Here is a 19,561-nt window from a genome sequence, read left to right on the forward strand (position 1 = left end):
TCCCCGCGCCCCCGGCCGGTGGGGGCTACAGGAGGGTTTTGAGGTTCTCCGCCAGGAGGTCCCAGCGCCACTTCTCCTCGACCCACTCGCGGCCCCGCTCACCCATGCGCCGGCGGAGTTCCGGATCGGCGAGGAGGGCGATGACGCGGTCGGCCGAGTCCTCCGGGGAACCACCCCGCACGACCCAGCCCGTCTCGCCGTCGAGGACCGCGTCGGGCGCGCCGCCCGAGTCTCCGGCGACGACCGGCAGACCGGTCGCGGACGCCTCCAGGTAGACGATGCCGAGACCCTCGACGTCGAGGCCGCCCCGGCGCGTGCGGCAGGGCATCGCGAAGACGTCCCCGGCGCCGAAGTGGGCCGGCAGCTCCGACCACGGCAGCGCTCCGGTGAAGCGGACGGCGTCGGCGACACCGGTCCGGTGCGCGAGCCCGCGCAGCTCCTTCTCGTACGGTCCGCCGCCGACGATCAGCAGCACGGCCGCCGGCTCCGCGGCGAGGATGCGCGGCATGGCGAGGATGAGCGTGTCCTGCCCCTTGCGCGGGACCAGCCGGGAGACACAGACCACCACCGGCCGGTCCGCCAGACCGAGCCGGGCGCGGACCTCGGCGCCGCCCGAACCGGGGTGGAAGGTCTTCTCGTCGACGCCGGGTGGCAGCTGGACCATGCGCGCGGCCGCGGCCGGACTCAGCGCGGAGGCGATCCGCGAGCGCGTGTACTCCCCCAGATACGTGACCGTGTCCACGGAGTCGCCGATCCGCCGCAGCATCCCGCGCGCGGCGGGCAGCTGAGCCCAGCCGGCCTCGTGACCGTGCGTGGTGGCCACCAGCCGCCCGGCGCCCGCCCGGCGCAGCGCGGGCGCCATCAGGCCGAGCGGGGCCGCCGCCCCGAACCACACCGACGTACACCCGTGTTCGCGCAGCAGCCCGACGGCGCGGCGGGTGACGCCCGGAGTCGGCAGCAGCATCGTCGTGCGGTCGCGTACGACGGTGAAGGGCTGCTCGGCGTCGAAGGCCGCCATCGCCTCGGCACCCTCCCGGCCGCGCTTCCAGGTGGAGGCGTAGACGACGAGCCGCTCGGGGTCCAGGCGCAGCGCCATGTTGTGCAGGAACGCCTGGATGCCGCCGGGGCGGGGCGGGAAGTCGTTGGTCACGATCAGGGTCTTGTGCATCGCGCCCGACAGTACCGAAACCCCCGCGCCCGCACGCGTCCGGCACACTCCCCCGCGCACGGCCCCGCTTCGTGGCCCTCGCGCAGTCCGGGACGCCATCATGTTTCCACGCGGAACCGCGCGGGATCCGAACGGACGAGGGCCAGGTGGGCATGACGGGCGCAAGGGGGGCGGGGTTCCCGTACGGACTGCTCGGGGCCTGGATCCTGACCAGGCTGGTGCTGCTGCTCCTCGTCCTGAGGGTGTTCGTGCTGCCCGGCCCTGACGTCACCGGCGACGTCTCGGTGATCTACCAGGGCTGGTACGAGATCCTGCGCACCGGCACCTTCCCCCTCGACGACGTGACCTGGCAGTACCCGCCGGCCGCGTCGCTCGCGATCCTCTCCCCCGGGCTGCTGCCCTTCCTCGACTACCCGTCCGCCTTCATCGTCCTCGCCCTCCTCGCCGACCTGGTGGTGTTCGCGCTGTTGCGGTACGCCGGTGTGCGCCCCGGCAGGACGCTCCGCGGCGCCTGGGTGTGGGTGGCCGGCCTCCCGCTGCTCGGACCGACCGTCTACGCCCGCTACGACGTGATGGTGACGGCCGTGGCGGTCGCGGCCCTGCTCGCGGGGGCCCGTCACCCGCGTGTGATGGGGGCTCTCGCGGGCTTCGGGGCGCTGCTGAAGGTGTGGCCCGTCCTGCTGCTCGCCGGAGCCGTGAAGCGCCGCGCGTGGACCGCGGCGGCGGTGACCGGGGGCGGGATCGCCCTGCTGTTCTGGGCGGCGATGCCGGGCGCCTTCTCCTTCCTCGCCTTCCAGCGGGGCCGCGGCACCGAGGTGGAGTCGCTGGGCTCCCTGGTCTTCCACGTGGCCCGGCACTTCGGCTGGCGCGGTGAGGTGCTGCTCAACTACGGCTCGGTGGAGTTCCTGGGCCCGTACGTGGACGTGGTGAGCGCGGCGGCCCTGACGCTCACCGCGGCCGCCCTGGGCTGGCTGCTGCTGTGGCGGCTGCGCACCGGGCGCATGCGGTCGCACACCCTCGCCGACGCCGCTTTCGTGGCGGTCCTGATGTTCACCGCCACCAGCCGGGTCATCAGCCCGCAGTACATGGTGTGGCTGGTCGGGACCGGCGCCGTCTGTCTGTGTTTCCGGGGCAGCCGGATGACGCCGCCGGTGGCGATGGTGCTGGGCGCGTGCGCTGCGACCGTGCTGGAGTTCCCGGTCTGGTTCTCGCACGTGGTGATCAGCGACTGGCTGGGCGTCACCCTGCTCCTCGCCCGCGACGGGCTGCTGGTGGCCGCCGCGCTGCTGGCCGCCCGCGAACTCTGGTGGGGCACGGTGACCCACCCGGCCCCGACGCTGCCCGCGCAGGCCGCCCGCACCAGGGAGCCCCTGAGCCCCTCCTGAGGTCGGCCCGGCGCCACCGTCGGGAGCGCTCAGCCGAGTTGGGTCCGCAGATAGGTACGCCACTGCTCGGTGAACTTCTCCGGCGTCGTGCGCAGTACGTCCCGCAGCGCGCCCTCCACGGCCCCCGCCCGCTTCCCGTGATCGCCCACCGCCCGGTAGAAGTCGTTGAGCCGCACCTCGCCCCAGCGGTCGGCGATCAGCCTGCAGGCCATCCAGCCGCCCTCGTACGCCCGCGCCAGCCGCGCCGCGTCCCCGGTGAACCCGAAGTCCCCGTCCGCCGGCAGCGCGGCCGGCGGGTGGCCGTCCAGCACCGCCCGCCGCAGCTCCGGCGCGGCCTGCGCCGGCGTACGCCCGCTGCCCCGGTAGCCGACCCAGTCCGCGTACCCCTCGGACAGCCACAGGGGCGTGGCGGCGGTGGTGTGGGCCCGGGTGGCGACGTGCGTCGTCTCGTGGGTCAGCACGACCTGCTTGCCGAGGTCGCCGAGCACGCCGTACGCCTCGGGGTTGACGATGATCCGGTCCGCGGGCGCCTTCGCCGAGCCGCCCGCCTCTCCGGTGGTGACCGCGGCGATCCCCCGGTAGCCGGACGCCGACGCCCCGAGCAGCCCCGCCATGCCGTCCAGCGACTTCGGTACGAGGACGACGACGTGCCCCGCCCAGTCCGTGCCCCAGGCCTCGGAGACGGCGGGCACCGCGCGGTCCGCGAGAGCCGCGTAGGCCCGCAGCCGCTCACCGGACTGCCCGACCCCCAGCACGAGGCTGTGCGCGCCCCGTACGGCCGTCACCGCGCCCTGCTCCCACAGCTGCTGGCCGGCCTTCCTCGCGGGCACGTCGGAGGCGACCCGCCACCGCCCGTCGTCGTGGACCAGGCGCAGGGTGCGGGCGACCGTGACGGGGGCCCTGTCGTAGCCCTCGACGCGGTAGCGCAGTTCCGCGTCGGCGGTGGCGCGGTCCCCGGAACGGCGCAGGTCGGTCAGGTGGTACGCCCAGGCGGCCAACGGGACGGCGCGCAGCCGCCGGAACTCGGTGACCGAGCCGGACGGTCCCTCGGTGGCGCGGTAGGCCGCCTCGTCCCGGTCGAGGACCGCCGTCGCCCGCCGGTCGAGGACCCGCTGCACGTCGGCGGCGGCGGTGTCCGGAGCCGGATGCCCGCCGCAGCCCGCCAGCACGCCGAGCAGCACCAGGGAACACCCCGCCCGCGACGCACGCCCTCGACCTGCCACGTTCCCGATCGTACGGCGCTCCGGCGGCGCGGTCAGACCCGCGTCACGGACGAGATCGGCATCATGCCCACCGGGTCGTAGCGCACCGCGGCCCCCGGATAGGGCGCGTGGATCACCTGCCCGTTGCCCGCGTACATCGCCACATGGCTCGCGTCCGACCGGTAGGTGACCAGGTCACCGGGGAGCGCCTGCGAGAGCGGCACCTGGTGTCCGGCGTACCGCTGCTCCTGGGAGGTACGCGGCAGACCGACCCCGGCCCGCGCGTACGACCACTGCATGAGGCCCGAACAGTCGAAGCCGCCGGGCCCGTTGGCGCCCCACACGTAGGGGCGGCCGAGCGCGGAGCGGGCCGCGGCGAGGGCCGCGGCGGCCCGCCCCGAGGCGGGCACGGCGCTTCCGAGGTCGGGGATGCCGGGGCGTCCGGAGCGCGAGGCCCGGTCGTAGGCGTCGCGCAGGCCGTCCGGCAGCGAGTCGAGCAGCCGCCGCGCCTCGGTGAGCTTCCGCTCGACGGTCCGCTTGTGGTGGGCGACGGCCCGGCTGCTCCGCTCCAGCTCGGCGAGTTTCCCGGTCGCCTCCTCCCGCTCCTGGGCGAGATCGCGCATCGCGAACCGGAGGTCCTCGAGCTCCCCCGCCTGGCGGGCGTTGATCCGGTCCAGCACGGCGGCCTTGTCGAGGTATTCGGCCGGGTTGTCGGAGAAGATCAGCGCGAGGGAGGGGTCGAGCCCACCCGCGCGGTACTGGGCCCCGGCGAGCGAACCGAGCGCGTCCCGCATCGTGTTGATGCGCTCCTGCTGGCGGGCGATCCGGTCCTGCGCCGTGCGCACCTCCTTGCGCAGCGCGCCGGCGCGTTCGCCGGCCTTGTTGAACGCCTCGGTGGCCTTCTCGGCCTGCGTGTAGAGACGGTCCACCTCGGCCCGGGTGTCGTCCTGCGGTGCCGCGGCGGCCGGTACGGCACCGAGGGCGGCTGCGGCCACGGACATCACGGTGACGGTGATGCCGGCGATGCCCGGGGTGCCGGCACCCCGGTCGGACCCGGACGGTGCACGGCGGCGATGGGACCCCACGGTAGCCGCTCTCCCTTCCGCTGACGGTCCCCCGGAATCGGGGGAAACGCGGCAGACAGTAGCCGTGCGACTACGCACCGGCCAAAGACCTCCGGGGGCGCACATGGCTGCGCCCCGCCGGAGACGCAGGTCACCGACGGGGCGTGGGGTCAGCGGGAGTTACCGTGATTCGCCCGTTTGGGCGGCACGCCGAGGAGATCCCCGGAGCGGTGCGGAGGCCGGATCAGACCCGGACGCCGAACTGGAACGCTCCGCCGATGGTGCTCATCGACTCGTAGCGCACGACCGTGCCGGTACGCGGGGCGTGCAGCACCTGGCCGCCGCCCGCGTAGAGCCCGACGTGGTGCAGGTCACCGAAGAAGAAGACCAGGTCACCGACCTGCAGATCGCTCTGCGAGTAGATGCGGGTGCCTATGGTGGCCTGCGACTCGGAGGTGCGGGGGATGGAGACACCGGCCTGGGCGTAGGACCAGGAGGTGAAGCCGGAGCAGTCGAAGGAGTCGGGGCCGGTGGCGCCGTAGACATACGGCCGGCCCCTCATGCTCTGTCCGGCGGCGAACGCGGCGCCGGCGCGCCCGGAGCCGGCCTTGCCGGGGCTGTCGAGGACCGTGCGCTCGCTGGCGCGGGTGGCGCGCGACTGCTGCTCGTCCAGCGCCGCCTTCTCCTTGGCGGTCAGGGAGTTGAGGAGCTTCTGCGCGGAGGCGAGCTTCCCCTGGACTTCCTGCTTCTTCTTCTTGAGCTCGGCGCGGGTGTCGGAGAGGTCCTTGAGCTTCTCGGACGCTTCCTGGCGCTGCTGGGCGAGCTCGCGCTGCTTCTCCTGGACCTTCTTCAACGACTCGACCTGCTGACCGGTCAGCTGGTCCATCGCGGACGCCTTGTCCAGGAAGTCGTCCGGGTTCGAGGAGAGGAACAGTGCCACGGAGGGGTCGATGCCGCCGGTGCGGTACTGGGCGCTGGCCATCGAACCGAGGCCGTCGCGCAGCTGGTTGAGGTCATCCTGGCCACGGGCGACGTTGTCCTGCAGGGTGCTGATCTGCTTCTCCAGCTTGTCCTGCTTCTCCTTGGCCCCGTCGAGCTTCTCGGTGGCCTGCTCCGCCTCCTGGTAGAGGGCGTCGACCTTCGCCTTGACCTCGTCCTTGCCCGGCTTCTCGCTGGGCGCGGCGTTGGCGGCGTTGGCGCTGAGGGCCACGGCGGCCGCCGCGGCGGTGGTGAGCACGGTCACACGGGTGCGGCTCGGCTGCTTGGGTCGACGGTGGGACGCCACGAAGGCGAGCTCCTTCTTCCTCCAGCCGCCTGCCGAGACGCCGACGGGCGGTGCCCCTCCGCCGTCACTCCCAACGAGCGAACACCCGAGCGGAGGTTCGAGGCCTGACCCTAGTGACCTTCCTGTGATCAGTTCAAATCCAAACCTGAAAAATCTCGGTTACCGAGCGCATTCTTTGCACTCAACTCACCTGCAGTGATATCCGATTGACGCTACGTTGCGTGAAGGTTTCTCCAAACGACCCATTGCGCCCGGACGTTACACATGGGACGTACGAGCCCTTTGACGCGTAGGCCGCAGATCACCGACCCGGCGAAAATCGCTTGACGAACCGGGCGAAACCCCCCGGCCGACCTCGCGGAAAACCCTTCGGCCGACCCCGCGGAACGTACTCGACTAACCCCGCGAGAAGCGCTTCAGGAGCACCACGGAGGCGACCGGCCGGGCGCCCGCCTTGGCGATCCCGTCGGCCACCTCACGGTCGGTGGAGACCACGATGACCGGCCGCCCGGGCGGCTCGGCGCGCACCAGCCGGCGGATCAACTCGTCCGCGGTGACTCCCGGCTTGGAGAACAGCACCCGCACCCCGCGCGGCGGCGCGAGCAGCACCGGCGCGGCCAGCTCCGCCCCGTCGAAGACACAGGTGACCTCGGCGCCGGTCTGCGCGGCGAGCTGGGAGAGCTGCCCCAGCAGCCGCAGCCGCTGTTTCTCCAGCGGCATCTGCGGATATCCGGTCTTGGTGACGTTGTACCCGTCGATCACCAGGTGCGCCTGCGGCAGCGCGAGCAGCTGGTCGAGGATCGCGGGATCGTTCTCGGACAGGGCGCGAGCGGCGATGTCCTTGGGGGTCATCCGCCCCGGTTCGACCGCGTCCACGGTCTCGGCGGGCCGTACGGACACCGGTGGCAGGGCGAGTTCGCGCCGCAGCCCCTGCGCCGCGTCCAGCACGGTGTCCAGCAGCAGCCGGACGCGCATGTCCTCGACGCTGCGCCCCTCACGGGCCGCCTTACGGGTGGCCTCCAGGGCCGCCTCGGCCTCGGAGAGCCGTGTCTTGAGCCGCCGGCTCTCGCTCTCCGCGGCGGACACCTGGGCCTGCCCCTCCGCCCGCGCGGTGTCCGTCTCGGCCTGCAGCTTGCGCAGCGCGGCCTCACCCCGCTTGACGTCGCTGAGGGCACCGCGCAGCTTGCGGTGCAGCGACTCCGACTCCTTCTTCGCGGACTCCAGCTCGGTGCGCAGCCGTTCGGTCTCGGCCCGGGTGTGCGTCCGCGCCTCGGCGAGCTCCTCGCGCAGTCGTTCCAGCTCCGCGCGGCTCTCCTCGTCGGCACGCTCGGCGTCCGCCCGCAGGGCCTCCTCGCCCGCGGCGGTCACCAGTTTCACCCAGCCCGTGGGGCGCAGCACATAGGCCGCGGCCGCCACGTCCAGCGGGTCCGCGGCCGGGGGCGGCGCGCCGGAGTCGAGGGCTCCGACGAGCTCCGGCTGCGCCTCTCTGAGCTTTTCGGCGATACGCTGCCTGAAGAGCGGGTCGGTCTCCAGCGCCGCGGCCATCGCGTTGCCGGCGAACTTCGCGCGCCGGTTCGGGGCGAACCGCGCGTACTGCCGTAGCTGGACCGGCAGTTCGGCGACGGTCAGACCGCCGAACCCGTCGGAGACGATCTGCACGACACGGCGGCGCACGCCGTCGGGCAGCGGACGGTCGAGCACCTCGGCGGCGCCGTCGTCCGGCTCCCCGCCTGTGGTCTCCGCCATCCGTCACTCCATCGTCCGTGCGGGGCCCGCTCCCTCAGGAGCCGACGCCCGGCCTGTCCACCAGTTCCACCTGATCCACCGCGTTGCACCAGCGGCAACGCACCGACTCGATGGTCTCACTGACCACCTCACGCTCCTCCACGCTCGGCTCACCGGCCAGGTCGAGGTGCATGTACTCGACGACCTTGGACGAGCGGGTCACGTCGAAGCGCGTCAGATTGCCGCACAGGGTGCAGCGCCAGCGGGTGTCGGCGGTCGGAAGGGGAACCGTCATGTGGCAGTCGCTTTCCTTCTGGTGTCCGTGTGGCTCGTAACCCTACGGCCTGGCGGGTACTCGACGCTCGGCCGTCCACAGCGGCGAGGCACTCTGTGTGCATCGGTCCGGTTACGTCATGCTCTGCAACATGATCGGCAACTGGAGTACGACGGTCGGCAGGACGGTGCGGGCCCAGTCCGCGCCCGTGACGTACGGGCTGATCGTCCTGTGCTGTGTGATCTTCGTGATCGGCCCGGCGTCGGGGTTCAATCCGACGTACGGCACCGGGGACGAACTGCTCGTCGCACAGCGCGCCTACTTCCGGCGCTGGGGCGTGGTGCCCGCCGATCTGCTGAGCGGCACTCCGGGCGCCCTGCTGACCCCCGCCACGGCCCTGTTCATCCACGGCAGCTGGCTCCACCTCCTGGGCAACATGCTCTTCTTCTACGTCTTCGGGGCCATGGCCGAGGAACGCATGGGCCACTTCGAGTTCGCCCTCTTCTACGTCGGCTGCGGATACCTCGCACTGGTCGGCTACGCGATCGCCAACTCCAGCTCCGAACAGACCCTGGTCGGTGCCTCGGGAGCGATCTCCGCGGTCCTCGGAGCGTTCCTGTACCTGTTCCCCAAGGCCCGGGTGACCAGTCTCTTCCCGTTCCTCTTCTTCCTGCCGCTGCGCTTCCCCGCCTGGATCGTGCTGCCGTTCTGGGCGGCGCTGCAGTGGCTGGCGGCGGGCCGCAGCCCCTCGGGTCCCGGGGTCGCCTATCTGGCACACCTGGTGGGCTTCTCGCTGGGCTTCCTCTACGCGTGGGTGCGCTTCCGGCGGCCGACTAGAGTGAAAGTCCCAGCAGCGGCCCCCGAGGGAGAAAACCAGCCGTGATCACCGCGATCGTGCTCATCAAGACCAGCGTGGACCGGATCCCCGAGATCGCCCAGTCGATCGCCGCGCTGGACAGTGTCAGCGAGGTCTTCTCCGTCACCGGTACGTACGACCTGATCGCCATGGTCCGGGTCAAGGCCCACGACGATCTGGCGGACGTCATCCCCGGCAGCATCAGCAAGATCCCGGGGGTCGAGGGCACCGACACCCACGTCGCGTTCCGTACGTACTCGCAGCACGACCTGGAGGCGGCGTTCGCGATCGGCCTGGACTCCTGACCGGCCTGGACTCCTGACCCCGCACCGCCCCCCACGCCGTTCCGTACCGCAGCGGGTCCTTCGCGGCCACCGGGGTCAGACCGCCGGCACGCAGCGACCGCCCTCGGTCCGGTAGCGCCACTGCGCACCGTCCCGCACGAGCTCCTTCACGGCGCGCACGAAGCGCTCCACGTGCTCGTCCGGGGTGCCCGCCCCGAAGCTGACGCGGATCGCGTTGAGGGACTTCTCGCCGGGCGCGGCCTCCGGGGCCCCGCACTCGCCCTGGGTCTGCGGGTCGCTGCCGAGCAGCGTGCGCAGCAGCGGGTGCGCGCAGAAGAGGCCGTCACGCACCCCGATGCCGTACTCGGCGGAGAGCGCCGCCGCGAAGTGTGAGCTGTTCCAGCCCTCGACGACGAACGAGATGACGCCGACCCGGGGCGCGTCGTCGCCGAACAGCGACAGCACGCGCACGGCGGGCACCTCGGCGAGCCCCTCCCGGACCGTGCGGATCAGGTGCCGCTCGCGGGCGACGATCCGGTCGAAGCCCTCCTCGGTGAGCGCCTTGCAGGCGGAGGCGATGGAGTAGGCGCCGATGACGTTGGGGGACCCGGCCTCGTGCCGGGCCGCGCTCTCGTGCCACTCGACGTCGACGCCGCCGTCCGCGCGCCGGGCGACCTTGCGGCTGGCACCGCCGCCGGCGAGGTAGGGCTCGGCCTCGCGCAGCCAGTCGGAGCGGCCGGCGAGGACACCTGAGCCGAAGGGCGCGTACAGCTTGTGCCCGGAGAAGGCGACCCAGTCGACGTCGAGGTCGCCGACGGACACCGGGTGGTGCGGGGCGAGCTGGGCGGCGTCCAGGACGATCCGGGCGCCGTGGGCGTGCGCGGCGGCGGCGAGCTCGCGCACCGGCCACAGCTCGCCGGTGACGTTGGAGGCGCCGGTGACGCAGACGAGGGCCGGTCCGTGGGGGTCACGGTCGGCGAGGGCGCGCTCCAGGGTCGCGACGGCCCCCCGCGGGGTGCGGGGCGCGTCGAGGTACGTGACCCGCGCGTCCTGCCAGGGCAGCAGCGAGGCGTGGTGCTCGGTCTCGAACACGAAGACCTGGCAGTCGGCCGGGAGGGCGGCGGCGAGCAGGTTGAGCGAGTCGGTCGTCGACCGGGTGAAGACGACCTGGTCGTCCTCGCGGCAGTGCAGGAACTCCGCGACGGTCCCGCGGGCGTTCTCGAAGAGGTCGGTGGACAGCTGGGAGAGGTAGCCGGCTCCACGGTGCACGCTGCCGTAGTACGGGGCGTACGCGGCGACGTCGTCCCAGACACGCTGGAGGGCCGGGGCGCTGGCGGCGTAGTCGAGGGCGGCGTAGGTGACCTCGCCGCCGGTGACGAGCGGGACGGTCACATCACGGCCCAGAACGGGCAGGGGGGCACATACGGACCGTTCGGCGGCAGCGGTGGAGACAGACATGGGTGCACTCCTGTGAGAGGCAGGCGGAAGCACCGCGCGGGCGGGGGCGTACGGAGGTACGCGCGCGGCCCGGCGCAGGTGGGAGGGGAAAAGGGTGTGCGGGAGCGGGGCTCTACGCCCTACCGCATTCGCTTGCTCACAGAAGGCTCCCTCGAACGACCAGGACCCCTGGGATTCTCGAGGGGTCCGCGCTTGCCGCAGACCTCGCTGCCTACGGCCTGGTCTTCACCCGGGGCACCCCGCCACGGACGGAGGGTTGCCGGACAGCCGGCCGGGGCCTGATGGCTGTCGCTCATGACCTGATATCGCATCCTGCCACACGATCTTCCTGACGCAACCCCACCGTCCACATGCCGGTACCGGCCCCCGCCGCCCCTGCCGGACCCGTCTCCGGGGGTGGAGCCCCCGGAGACGGGTCGGGTGTCAGCCCTTCAGCGCGGGCTCGCGTCTCGAGCCCGTCCGGCGCTTGAGGACGAGGCCGTTCGGGCCGAAGCGGGGGTCTGGGGGCGGCAGCCCCCAAGGACGGGAGAACTCGAGGGATGACAGGGGCGAGGGATCCCGGAGGGTCTACGCGTTGGTGACCGTCACCCAGCGGTCCAGGACCGCGCGCGCGGCCCCGGAGTCGATGGCCCGAGCCGTCCGCACCATCGCGGCACGGAGCTGGTCCACCAGCGACGCATCCGTCGGGGACAACGCCACCAGGGCCGCCGCCGCGTTCAGCACCACGGCGTCCCGTACGGGCCCCCTCTCGCCGTCCAGGACACGACGGGCGACCTCCGCGTTGTACGAGGCGTCGGCACCCCGCAGGGCCTCCACGGGCACCAGGTCGAGGCCGACGTCCCGCGGATCGAACCGCTCCTCGGTCACCTTGCCGTCCCGCACGACCCAGACCTTCGACGTCGCCGTGGTGGTCAGCTCGTCCAGCCCGTCGTCACCGCGGAAGACCAGCGAGGAGTTGCCGCGCTCGGCGAAGACACCGGCCATGATCGGCGCCATCCGGGCATCGGCGACACCCACCGCCTGCGCCCTCACCCGCGCCGGGTTGGTCAGCGGACCGAGGAAGTTGAAGACCGTCCGGATGCCCAACTGCCCACGCGCCGCCGCCACATGACGCAGCGCCGGATGGAACTTCACCGCGAAGCAGAAGGTGATCCCGGCCTCCTCGGCCACCTCGGCCACCCGCTTCGGCGTCAGCTCCAGATTGACGCCGAGCTTCCCCAGGACGTCCGACGCGCCGGACGCCGACGACGCGGCCCGGTTGCCGTGCTTGACGACCTTCGTGCCGGTCCCGGCCACCACGATCGACGACATCGTGGAGATGTTCACCGTCTTCGCGCCGTCACCGCCCGTACCGACGATGTCGACGGTCTCCCCCGGGACCTCGATCACCTTGGCGTGCTCGTACATCGTGCGGACCAGACCGGTGATCTCCTCGACCGTCTCGCCCTTGGCCCGCAGCGCCACCACGAAGCCGGCGATCTGCGCGTCCGTCGCCTCGCCGCTCATGATCCGGTCCATCGCCCAGGCCGTGTCGTCCGCGCTCTGGTCCCGGCCGTCGAGCAGGCCGTTCAGCACGGCGGGCCAGGAACGGCCCGCCGCGATGTCGCCTCCAGCGGGGGTCACAGCACTCATATGCCGCTCCTGGGTTCGTAGACAGGTACAAGCAGGGTCCACCCTATCCAGCCCGGGCACGGCGAAGAGCCCCCGTCCAAGGGACGGGGGCTCCTGCCGTGGCGATCAGTGGGACCGGTGAGGACCGGCCGGAGGATCAGTGGTGGCCGTGGCCGCTCGTGATCTCCTCGTACTCCTCGACCGTGGGCTTGGGGATCTGGCTGTTCTCCCCGTAGAAGCCCTTGCTGAGCTTGGCACGCAGTCGCTGCACGCCGTTCACCTTGCGCTCGACACCGTTCCCGTCGACCACCGGGCCGATCTCGGCGGGCTGGTACTGCTCGTGCGCGGTGAGCGTGTGCAGGGCCTCCTGGCCGAGCGGCTCGTGCACCTCGATGAACTCACCGTGCGGCAGGCGCTTGATGATGCCGGACTCGCGGCCGTGCAGCACCTTGTCCTTGTCGCGGCGCTGGAGGCCGAGGCAGATCCGCTTGGTGGCGATGAAGACGAGCACCGGCACGACGAAGAACGCGATCCGGACGAACCAGGTGATCGAGTTGATCGACAGGTGGAAGTGCGTGGCCCAGATGTCGTTGCCGCCGCCGACCAGCAGGACGAAGTACCAGCTGATCCAGGCCGCGCCGAAGGCGGTGCGGGTCGGGACGTTGCGCGGGCGGTCCAGGATGTGGTGCTCGCGCTTGTCGCCGGTGACCCAGGACTCGATGAACGGGTAGACCGCGATCGCGACCAGGACCAGCGGGAAGATCACCAGCGGGATGAACACACCCAGGACGAGCGTGTGACCCCAGAGGTTGATCTCCCAGCCCGGCATGACACGGATCAGGCCCTCGGAGAAGCCCATGTACCAGTCCGGCTGGGCGCCCGTGGACACCATGTCCGGACGGTAGGGGCCCATCGTCCAGATGGGGTTGATCGAGGCGATCGCCGAGACGGCCGCGATGACACCGAAGACCAGGAAGAAGAAGCCTCCGGCCTTGGCCGTGTAGACCGGCAGCAGCGGCATGCCGACGACGTTCTTGTTCGTCTTTCCGGGGCCCGCGAACTGCGTGTGCTTGTGGTAGAAGACCAGGATCAGGTGGGCCACCAGCAGGCCGAGCATGATGCCCGGCAGCAGCAGTACGTGCACGGAGTAGAAGCGGGCCACGAAGTCGCCGCCCGGGAACTGACCGCCGAAGAGGAAGAACGAGAGGTACGTGCCGACGATCGGCACGGACAGGACCGCGCCCTCCATGAAGCGGACACCGGTGCCGGAGAGCAGGTCGTCCGGGAGCGAGTAACCGGTGAAGCCGGTGAACATGCCCAGCACGAACAGCAGGAAGCCGAACAGCCAGTTGACCTCACGCGGCTTGCGGAACGCACCCGTGAAGAACACCCGCATCATGTGCACGAACATGCCGGCGAGGAAGACCAGCGCCGCCCAGTGGTGGATCTGCCGGATCAGCAGACCACCGCGCACCTCGAAGGAGATGTGCATGGTCGAGTTGAACGCCTCGGACATCATCTGGCCCTGCAGCGGGATGTAGCTGCCGTGGTACTCCACCTCGTTCATCGACGGGTGGAAGAACAGCGTCAGATACACACCCGTGAGGATGATGATGATGAAGCTGTAGAGGCAGATCTCACCCAGCATGAACGACCAGTGGTCGGGGAAGATCTTGCGCATGTTGGACTTGGCCAGGGAGTAGATCCCCAGACGGCCGTCGGCCCAGTCGGCCACCCGCTCACCGGCGGGCGCCTTCTCGCGCGAGCGCGAGTCGGAGGTGGTGGTAGTACTCATCCGCGCTCCCAGAAGGCAGGACCGACGGGCTCGTCGAAGTCGCCGAGCGCCTCGAGATAGCCCTCGTCGTTCACACCGATGCGCAGCTGCGGCAGGGCATGACCGGCCGGGCCGAAGATCACTCGGGCACCGTCGGAGAGGTCGAAGGTGGACTGGTGGCAGGGGCAGAGCACGTGGTGCGTCTGCTGCTCGTACAGGGAGATCGGGCAGCCGACATGGGTGCAGATCTTCGAGTACGCCACGATGCCCTCGTGCGACCAGGCGAGCTCGCGCTTGTCCTTGATGTTGTCCGGCTGGAGCCGGATGATCATCACGGCGGCCTTCGCGATCTCCTGCTGGAAGTCCTCGTCCTTCTCCTCCAGGCCCTCGGGCTTGACGAAGGTGAGCGAGCCGACGGCGATGTCGGAGGGACGCAGCGGCTCGTTCGTGTTCACGTTGACGAGCAGCTTGCCCTTGGACCAGATCGTGTGGCGCAGCTTGGTGCCCGGCAGCGGACCGAGGTCGCGCAGCAGCATGACGCCGGAGAGCGGGAACAGGGCCAGCGCGCCGAACATCGTGGTGCGGATCAGCTTGCGGCGGCCGAGCGCGGACTCCTTGGCGCCCTGCTTGAAGTCGGCCAGGACCTTGGCCTTGACCTCAGGCTCCGCCTCGATCGGGTGACGCTCGTCGGCGATCTCCACGTCGGACATCAGGGTGCGGGCCCAGTGGACCGCACCCGCGCCGATCGAGAAGAGCGCCACACCGAGCGTCATGCCCAGCGCGAAGTTCAGCGCGCTGATGTGCCCGAGCGGGAACACGAAGATCGACTTGTCGTTCGGGATCGTCACGTACGAGGCGATGAAGGCCACGGTGGCCAGCATCGACAGCGTGAACAGCATCGCGACGACACGCTCGGACCGCTGGGCGGCCCGCTCGTCGATGTCCTGGATGCGGTGCTCGTGGGGCGGCAGTCCCGGGTCCGCGAACGGGTTGTCCTCGTTCGCGACGGCTACTGCGCCGTGACCGTGCTCGTCGGCCCGCTCAGCGGGCAGGTTCTCTTCTGGAATGTCTTGGCTACTCATGACTTCTTGGCCTTTGCGGTCCGAGCGGCGACCCAGACGGCGACGGCGATCAGGGCGCCAAGACCGAAGATCCAGCCGAAGAGGCCTTCACTGACCGGCCCGAGGCCACCCAGATCGAGACCGCCCGGGCTCTCGGTGTTGTCACCGTTGACCGCGTCGAGGTACGCGATGATGTCCTTCTTGTTCTTCTCCGACAGCGTGGTGTCGGGGAAGGAGGGCATGTTCTGCGGGCCGGTCTGCATGGCCTCGTAGATGTGCTTGGGGTCGACACCCTCAAGACTCGGCGCGAACTTGCCGTCCGTCAGCGCGCCGCCCTTGCCGGTGAAGTTGTGGCACTGGGAGCAGTTGGTGCGGAACAGTTCGCCGCCCTTGGCGATGTCCGCGCCCTCCGGGCTGACCTGGCTCTTGGTCGGGACCGTGGGACCAGCGCCCAGCGAGGCGATGTACGCCGCGAGCTGATCGATCTCGGCCTGCGAGTAGATGACCTTCTTGCGCGGGATCTGCGCGCCCGGCTGCTGGGCCGGCATGCGGCCGGTGCCGACCTGGAAGTCGACCGCCGCGGCGCCCACACCCACCAGGCTCGGCCCGTCGGAGGAGCCCTGACCGCCGGTTCCGTGGCAGCTTGCGCAGCCCACGGAGAAGAGCTTCTTGCCCTCGTCGATGGCAAGGGACTGGGCGGTGGTGTCGGCCTGCGCCTTGCTCGCGGGTGCGAACGCGGCGTACAGCCCCCCGGTGGCCGCCAGCGCGAGGAGTAGGACGACGACCGCCGCCAGCGGATGGCGTCGTCGTGCGGAGAGCTTTTTCACGGATTACCCCGGTGTCAGGATCTTCTGCGTCGATGCTTCTGGATGTTTCGGGCTGTGGGCCCGATTACTTGATCATGTAGATCGTGGCGAAGAGGCCGATCCAGACGACATCGACGAAGTGCCAGTAGTAGGACACGACGATGGCGGCGGTCGCCTGCTCGTGAGTGAACCTCTTGGCCGCGTAGGTGCGGCCGAGGACCAGCAGGAAGGCGATGAGGCCACCCGTCACGTGCAGGCCGTGGAAGCCGGTGGTCAGGTAGAACACCGAGCCGTACGGGTCGGAGGAGAGCGAGAGCCCGTCCTTCTTGACCAGTTCGGTGTACTCGAAGATCTGGCCACCGACGAAGATCGCACCCATCACGAACGTGACGGTGAACCACATCCGGAGCTTCTTCACGTCCCCGCGCTCGGCGGCGAAGACGCCGAGCTGGCAGGTCAGGGAGGAGAGCACCAGGATCGTGGTGTTCGAGGCCGAGAACGGGAAGTTGAGATGGCCTGCCATCTCCTTCCAGTGATCCGGTCCGGTCACCGATCGCAGGGTGAAGTACATCGCGAAGAGGGCCGCGAAGAACATCAGCTCGGAACTCAGCCAGATGATGGTTCCGACGCTGGTGAGGTTCGGTCGATTGACCGACGGGTGCGCGTGCCCGGTTTCTACTGTCGTTGCTGTCGCCACGACCGACATTATGTCGGTCGCTTATCCCGCCCTCACCCCGGGGGGTGCCGTTCGGGGTGTCTGTGGGGTGTGTCCAGCCCGTATGGCCCATCGAAGCCCTGTCCGAACCGGTGTTGACGAGGTGTTTGAAGGAGTAGCATCCGCGCCATCGGTACCAGGAGTTCCCGACCAGAGCGGGGCTTCTCAGACGCGTGGAGGAACAATGCAGCCGACCGCCACGGTGCTGGTCTACAGCGACGACTCCAACACCCGGGGGCAGGTGCGGCTGGCGACAGGCCGCAGACCGGCCTCCGACGTCCCCCAGGTCGAGTTCATCGAGTGCGCGACGCCCGCCGCGGTCCTGAAGGAGCTGGACAGGGGCGGCATCGACGTCTGTGTGCTGGACGGCGAGGCGGTTCCGATGGGTGGCATGGGGATCTGCCGGCAGATCAAGGACGAGATCTTCAACTGCCCGCCCGTCCTGGTGCTCATCGGGCGCCCCCAGGACGCCTGGCTGGCCACCTGGAGCCGTGCGGACGCCGCCGTGACCCTGCCGGTCGACCCGGTGGAGTTCGCCGCGTCGCTGGCCTCGCTCCTGCGCCGTAAGGCCCTGCTCGGCGCCTGAGGGCCCGGACAGGGGGCCGCGGCGACCGCGGGCCGCCTGAGGCCCGGCATGCCGCTTCCCGCGCCCTCGACGGGGCACGGGAGGGCGGCGCCGTCTCACACGGACTCGGGACGCAGACGCGCCTTCTCCGCCACCGGCGGGCCGTCGGGGGTACCGCCGACCAGGGCACTGCCGCTGCGCCAGTTCGCCCAGGTGACGTTCCAGTCGCCGAAGCCGTTGTCGAACGCCGCCATCTGGGCCCCGTTGGAGTTGACGACCTTCACGATGTCGCCCACGCGCACATGGTTGAAGAACCACGCCGCGTTGCTGGTGCTCATGCCGGTGCAGCCGTGGCTGACGTTGGCGTACCCCTGGGAGCCCACGGACCAGGGCGCCGCGTGCACGTACTCGCCGCTCCAGGTGACACGGGTCGCGTAGTACACGGGCAGGTCGTAGGAGTCGGAGGAACCCTCGGCGATACCGACGGTGGTACCGCGCATCCGTACGACGTACTCCTTGCTCAGCACCACCTTGACGCCGTTGCGCGTCTCGAAACCGGGCTTGCCGGTGGTGATGGGGATCTTGTTGATCACCGCGCCGTTCTCGTACACCGTCATGACGTGCGTGCCGGCGTCCGTGAGGGCGACGAGCTGGTCGCCGGTGGTGAGCGTCAGCGGCTTCGCGTCGCCGCCCCAGAGCCCCGCACCGACCTTGACGCCCTTGAGGTTGCTGTGCGCCTGGATGGTGGCGTGGGCGGGCCAGTACTCCTTGGGGCGGTAGTGCAGGGTCTTGTCGTCCACCCAGTGCCAGGCGCCCTCCGTCGCGGGCGTCGAGTCCACCCGCAGGGCCCTCTCGACGATCGTGCGGGCGGCCTTGTCCTTGACGGCCGCGCTGAGTTGGGCGGTGACGGGCTGCCCGACGCCGTACTCGCCCGTGTCGGGCCCGAAGGTGACGCCGAGTGTCTTCTTGGCCTTGGGCGTGGTGGTGTCGAAGCCGATGGACTTACGGCCCTGGGCGCCGTCCTCGTCCTCCGTGCTCACCTGGACCGTGTAGTGGGCGCCCGCGGCCAGGGCGGAGGTGCTGTGCCAGCGGGTGCCGTCGGCGGCCAGCTCACCCGCCACGTACCGGCCCGTCGCGTCGGTGGCCGTCACGTCGGTGATGCGCTCGTCGTCGTCATTGACGGTGATTTCGAGCGGCTTGTCCGGGTCCACTTTGCTGCTGTCGCCTTCGACCGGACCCTTGAAGGAGATCAGGCCCGCCGCGTCGTACGGCTTGGCCGCCAGTGGATGACTGTCTGAGCCGCAGGCGGTGGTGGCCGCGCCGAAGGCAACCACCAGCGTGGCGCAGCTGACGACCGTGCGGATTCGCGGTGCGTGGTTCATGGGTTTCACGCTATGAACGGCGGGCCCCGACGGCACGGCGGGTGAGCCGACCGGGGGACATCGCGCGTGACACGCAGAGAACCCGGGCCCTCCTGACGGAGTGTCCGGGCTCTCTGGTGTAAAGGGTGTCCCGCGCGTGGCGCGGGCCCCCGGGTCCTACTGGGTGCGGTCCTGACCGTGGTAGAACTCGAAGACCCAGCCCCACAGGCCGATCACGATGAGCGGGGCCGAGAAGTACAGCAGCCACCAGCCGAAGACGACGCCCATGAAGGCGAGCGCGCCGCCGATGCCGAGCGAGAGCGGCTGCCAGCTGTGCGGGGCGAAGAACCCCACCTCACCGGCCTCGTCCGCGACGTCGGCCTCCTTGTCGTCCTGCGCCAGCTGGTCGACCCGCCGGGCCGTGAAGGCCAGGTAGTAGCCGATCATGACGCTCAGGCCGAAGCCCAGGAAGAGCGCCGTGGTGCCGGCCGGCTCCTTCGACCAGAGGCCGTAGACGATGGCCATGATCAGGATGAAGAGGGCCAGCCAGAGGAACATCTTGCCTTGGACCTTCACTTGCCCGCCTCCTTGCCGCCGGCCAGGGCCGCCGAACCGTGACCGGCGTTCTCGAGCTGGTCGAGAGCGGCGATCTCCGGGTGGTGCAGGTCGAACGCCGGGGATTCACTGCGGATCCGCGGCAGAGTGAGGAAGTTGTGCCGCGGCGGCGGGCAGGAGGTGGCCCACTCGAGCGAACGGCCGTACCCCCACGGGTCGTCGACCTCGACCTTCTTGCCGTACTTGGCGGTCTTCCACACGTTGTAGAGGAACGGCAGGATCGACAGCCCGAGCAGGAACGAGCAGATCGTCGAGAACGTGTTGAGGGCGGTGAAGCCGTCGGCCGCCAGGTAGTCGGCGTAACGACGCGGCATGCCCTCGGCGCCCAGCCAGTGCTGGACGAGGAACGTGC

At 70.5% G+C, this 19,561-nt stretch carries 18 protein-coding genes, 1 pseudogene and 1 riboswitch; of the genes and pseudogenes, 4 read left to right on the forward strand and 15 right to left on the reverse strand.

The features are described 5' to 3' along the window. Positions 1–25: 25 nt before the first annotated feature. Positions 26–1,168, reverse strand: a complete 1,143-nt coding sequence (locus ABZV34_RS28550) for a glycosyltransferase family 4 protein (protein ID WP_356282588.1) — start codon at positions 1,166–1,168, stop codon at positions 26–28. Between the two features lie 152 nt (positions 1,169–1,320). On the opposite strand from ABZV34_RS28550, the gene ABZV34_RS28555 reads away from it, so the two are divergent. Then, on the forward strand, positions 1,321–2,553 hold the full coding sequence (locus ABZV34_RS28555; RefSeq protein ID WP_356282591.1) for a glycosyltransferase family 87 protein: 1,233 nt from the start codon (positions 1,321–1,323) through the stop codon (positions 2,551–2,553). Positions 2,554–2,582: 29 nt separating this feature from the next. Here ABZV34_RS28555 and ABZV34_RS28560 read toward each other — a convergent pair whose 3' ends face one another. The 5 genes from ABZV34_RS28560 to ABZV34_RS28580 all read right to left on the reverse strand — a co-directional run bounded on the left by ABZV34_RS28560 (position 2,583) and on the right by ABZV34_RS28580 (position 8,124). Then, complete coding sequence (locus ABZV34_RS28560; RefSeq protein ID WP_356282594.1) at positions 2,583–3,776, reverse strand: hypothetical protein; 1,194 nt, start codon at positions 3,774–3,776, stop codon at positions 2,583–2,585. 32 nt (positions 3,777–3,808) lie between these two features. Further along, positions 3,809–4,840, reverse strand: coding sequence for an NlpC/P60 family protein (locus ABZV34_RS28565; RefSeq protein WP_356282597.1), 1,032 nt, complete (start codon positions 4,838–4,840; stop codon positions 3,809–3,811). Between the two features lie 223 nt (positions 4,841–5,063). After that, positions 5,064–6,104, reverse strand: a complete 1,041-nt coding sequence (locus tag ABZV34_RS28570) for an NlpC/P60 family protein (RefSeq protein WP_356282600.1) — start codon at positions 6,102–6,104, stop codon at positions 5,064–5,066. A 396-nt stretch (positions 6,105–6,500) separates the two neighbouring features. Further along, positions 6,501–7,850 (reverse strand): NYN domain-containing protein, encoded by a 1,350-nt coding sequence (locus tag ABZV34_RS28575; RefSeq protein ID WP_356282603.1) that lies wholly within the window; start codon positions 7,848–7,850, stop codon positions 6,501–6,503. A 34-nt stretch (positions 7,851–7,884) separates the two neighbouring features. After that, complete coding sequence (locus tag ABZV34_RS28580) at positions 7,885–8,124, reverse strand: hypothetical protein (protein ID WP_356282606.1); 240 nt, start codon at positions 8,122–8,124, stop codon at positions 7,885–7,887. Between the two features lie 130 nt (positions 8,125–8,254). On the opposite strand from ABZV34_RS28580, the gene ABZV34_RS28585 reads away from it, so the two are divergent. After that, on the forward strand, positions 8,255–8,986 hold the full coding sequence (locus ABZV34_RS28585) for a rhomboid family intramembrane serine protease (RefSeq protein WP_356282609.1): 732 nt from the start codon (positions 8,255–8,257) through the stop codon (positions 8,984–8,986). After that, positions 8,983–9,264: an Lrp/AsnC ligand binding domain-containing protein gene (locus tag ABZV34_RS28590; RefSeq protein ID WP_356282612.1), complete on the forward strand. Its 282-nt coding sequence runs from the start codon at positions 8,983–8,985 to the stop codon at positions 9,262–9,264. Before ABZV34_RS28585 ends, ABZV34_RS28590 begins: the two co-directional genes overlap by 4 nt. Before the next feature lie 75 nt (positions 9,265–9,339). Here the strand turns inward: ABZV34_RS28590 and ABZV34_RS28595 are convergent, their stop codons facing one another. From ABZV34_RS28595 to ABZV34_RS28620, 6 genes are all read right to left on the reverse strand, one after another. After that, positions 9,340–10,701, reverse strand: coding sequence for an aminotransferase class V-fold PLP-dependent enzyme (locus ABZV34_RS28595; RefSeq protein WP_356282615.1), 1,362 nt, complete (start codon positions 10,699–10,701; stop codon positions 9,340–9,342). A gap of 183 nt (positions 10,702–10,884) precedes the next feature. Further along, positions 10,885–11,001, reverse strand: a riboswitch (SAM riboswitch). A gap of 267 nt (positions 11,002–11,268) precedes the next feature. Beyond that, positions 11,269–12,333, reverse strand: coding sequence for an anthranilate phosphoribosyltransferase (gene trpD / locus ABZV34_RS28600; protein ID WP_356282618.1), 1,065 nt, complete (start codon positions 12,331–12,333; stop codon positions 11,269–11,271). Positions 12,334–12,469: 136 nt separating this feature from the next. Beyond that, a complete protein-coding gene (locus ABZV34_RS28605; protein ID WP_356282621.1) occupies positions 12,470–14,107 on the reverse strand; it encodes a cytochrome bc complex cytochrome b subunit in 1,638 nt (545 codons plus the stop codon). Next, positions 14,104–15,168, reverse strand: a complete 1,065-nt coding sequence (locus ABZV34_RS28610; protein WP_356282624.1) for a Rieske 2Fe-2S domain-containing protein — start codon at positions 15,166–15,168, stop codon at positions 14,104–14,106. Before ABZV34_RS28610 ends, ABZV34_RS28605 begins: the two co-directional genes overlap by 4 nt. Beyond that, complete coding sequence (locus tag ABZV34_RS28615) at positions 15,165–15,974, reverse strand: c-type cytochrome (protein ID WP_356282627.1); 810 nt, start codon at positions 15,972–15,974, stop codon at positions 15,165–15,167. The genes ABZV34_RS28610 and ABZV34_RS28615 overlap by 4 nt, the downstream gene beginning before the upstream one ends. Before the next feature lie 64 nt (positions 15,975–16,038). After that, positions 16,039–16,659 carry a heme-copper oxidase subunit III gene (locus ABZV34_RS28620; RefSeq protein WP_356282630.1) on the reverse strand — a complete coding sequence of 207 codons (621 nt, stop codon included), beginning with the start codon at positions 16,657–16,659 and terminating at the stop codon, positions 16,039–16,041. Positions 16,660–16,852: 193 nt separating this feature from the next. Here ABZV34_RS28620 and ABZV34_RS28625 point away from each other — a divergent pair, with 193 nt between their 5' ends. Then, positions 16,853–17,254, forward strand: a complete 402-nt coding sequence (locus ABZV34_RS28625; RefSeq protein WP_168527749.1) for a hypothetical protein — start codon at positions 16,853–16,855, stop codon at positions 17,252–17,254. A 95-nt stretch (positions 17,255–17,349) separates the two neighbouring features. Here the strand turns inward: ABZV34_RS28625 and ABZV34_RS28630 are convergent, their stop codons facing one another. The 3 genes and pseudogenes from ABZV34_RS28630 to ABZV34_RS28640 all read right to left on the reverse strand — a co-directional run. Next, positions 17,350–18,615, reverse strand: a complete 1,266-nt coding sequence (locus ABZV34_RS28630; protein WP_356282633.1) for an Ig-like domain-containing protein — start codon at positions 18,613–18,615, stop codon at positions 17,350–17,352. Between the two features lie 156 nt (positions 18,616–18,771). Then, positions 18,772–19,170, reverse strand: coding sequence for a cytochrome c oxidase subunit 4 (locus ABZV34_RS28635; protein WP_356282636.1), 399 nt, complete (start codon positions 19,168–19,170; stop codon positions 18,772–18,774). Then, positions 19,167–19,561 (reverse strand): annotated as a pseudogene (locus ABZV34_RS28640) (cytochrome ubiquinol oxidase subunit I); the annotation flags it as partial. The pseudogene ABZV34_RS28640 and the gene ABZV34_RS28635, both read right to left, overlap by 4 nt.

The organism is Streptomyces sp. NPDC005195, from assembly GCF_040608315.1.
GTDB lineage: Bacteria > Actinomycetota > Actinomycetes > Streptomycetales > Streptomycetaceae > Streptomyces > Streptomyces kaempferi.

Coding starts and splice junctions, on each gene's coding strand:
- ABZV34_RS28550 (WP_356282588.1), bottom strand. CDS start 1,168: ATGCACAAGACCCTGATCGTGACCAACGACTTCCCGCCCCGCCCCGGC.
- ABZV34_RS28555 (WP_356282591.1), top strand. CDS start 1,321: ATGACGGGCGCAAGGGGGGCGGGGTTCCCGTACGGACTGCTCGGGGCC.
- ABZV34_RS28575 (WP_356282603.1), bottom strand. CDS start 7,850: ATGGCGGAGACCACAGGCGGGGAGCCGGACGACGGCGCCGCCGAGGTG.
- ABZV34_RS28580 (WP_356282606.1), bottom strand. CDS start 8,124: ATGACGGTTCCCCTTCCGACCGCCGACACCCGCTGGCGCTGCACCCTG.
- ABZV34_RS28585 (WP_356282609.1), top strand. CDS start 8,255: ATGATCGGCAACTGGAGTACGACGGTCGGCAGGACGGTGCGGGCCCAG.
- ABZV34_RS28595 (WP_356282615.1), bottom strand. CDS start 10,701: ATGTCTGTCTCCACCGCTGCCGCCGAACGGTCCGTATGTGCCCCCCTG.
- trpD (WP_356282618.1), bottom strand. CDS start 12,333: ATGAGTGCTGTGACCCCCGCTGGAGGCGACATCGCGGCGGGCCGTTCC.
- ABZV34_RS28605 (WP_356282621.1), bottom strand. CDS start 14,107: ATGAGTACTACCACCACCTCCGACTCGCGCTCGCGCGAGAAGGCGCCC.
- ABZV34_RS28610 (WP_356282624.1), bottom strand. CDS start 15,168: ATGAGTAGCCAAGACATTCCAGAAGAGAACCTGCCCGCTGAGCGGGCC.
- ABZV34_RS28620 (WP_356282630.1), bottom strand. CDS start 16,659: ATGTCGGTCGTGGCGACAGCAACGACAGTAGAAACCGGGCACGCGCAC.
- ABZV34_RS28625 (WP_168527749.1), top strand. CDS start 16,853: ATGCAGCCGACCGCCACGGTGCTGGTCTACAGCGACGACTCCAACACC.
- ABZV34_RS28630 (WP_356282633.1), bottom strand. CDS start 18,615: ATGAACCACGCACCGCGAATCCGCACGGTCGTCAGCTGCGCCACGCTG.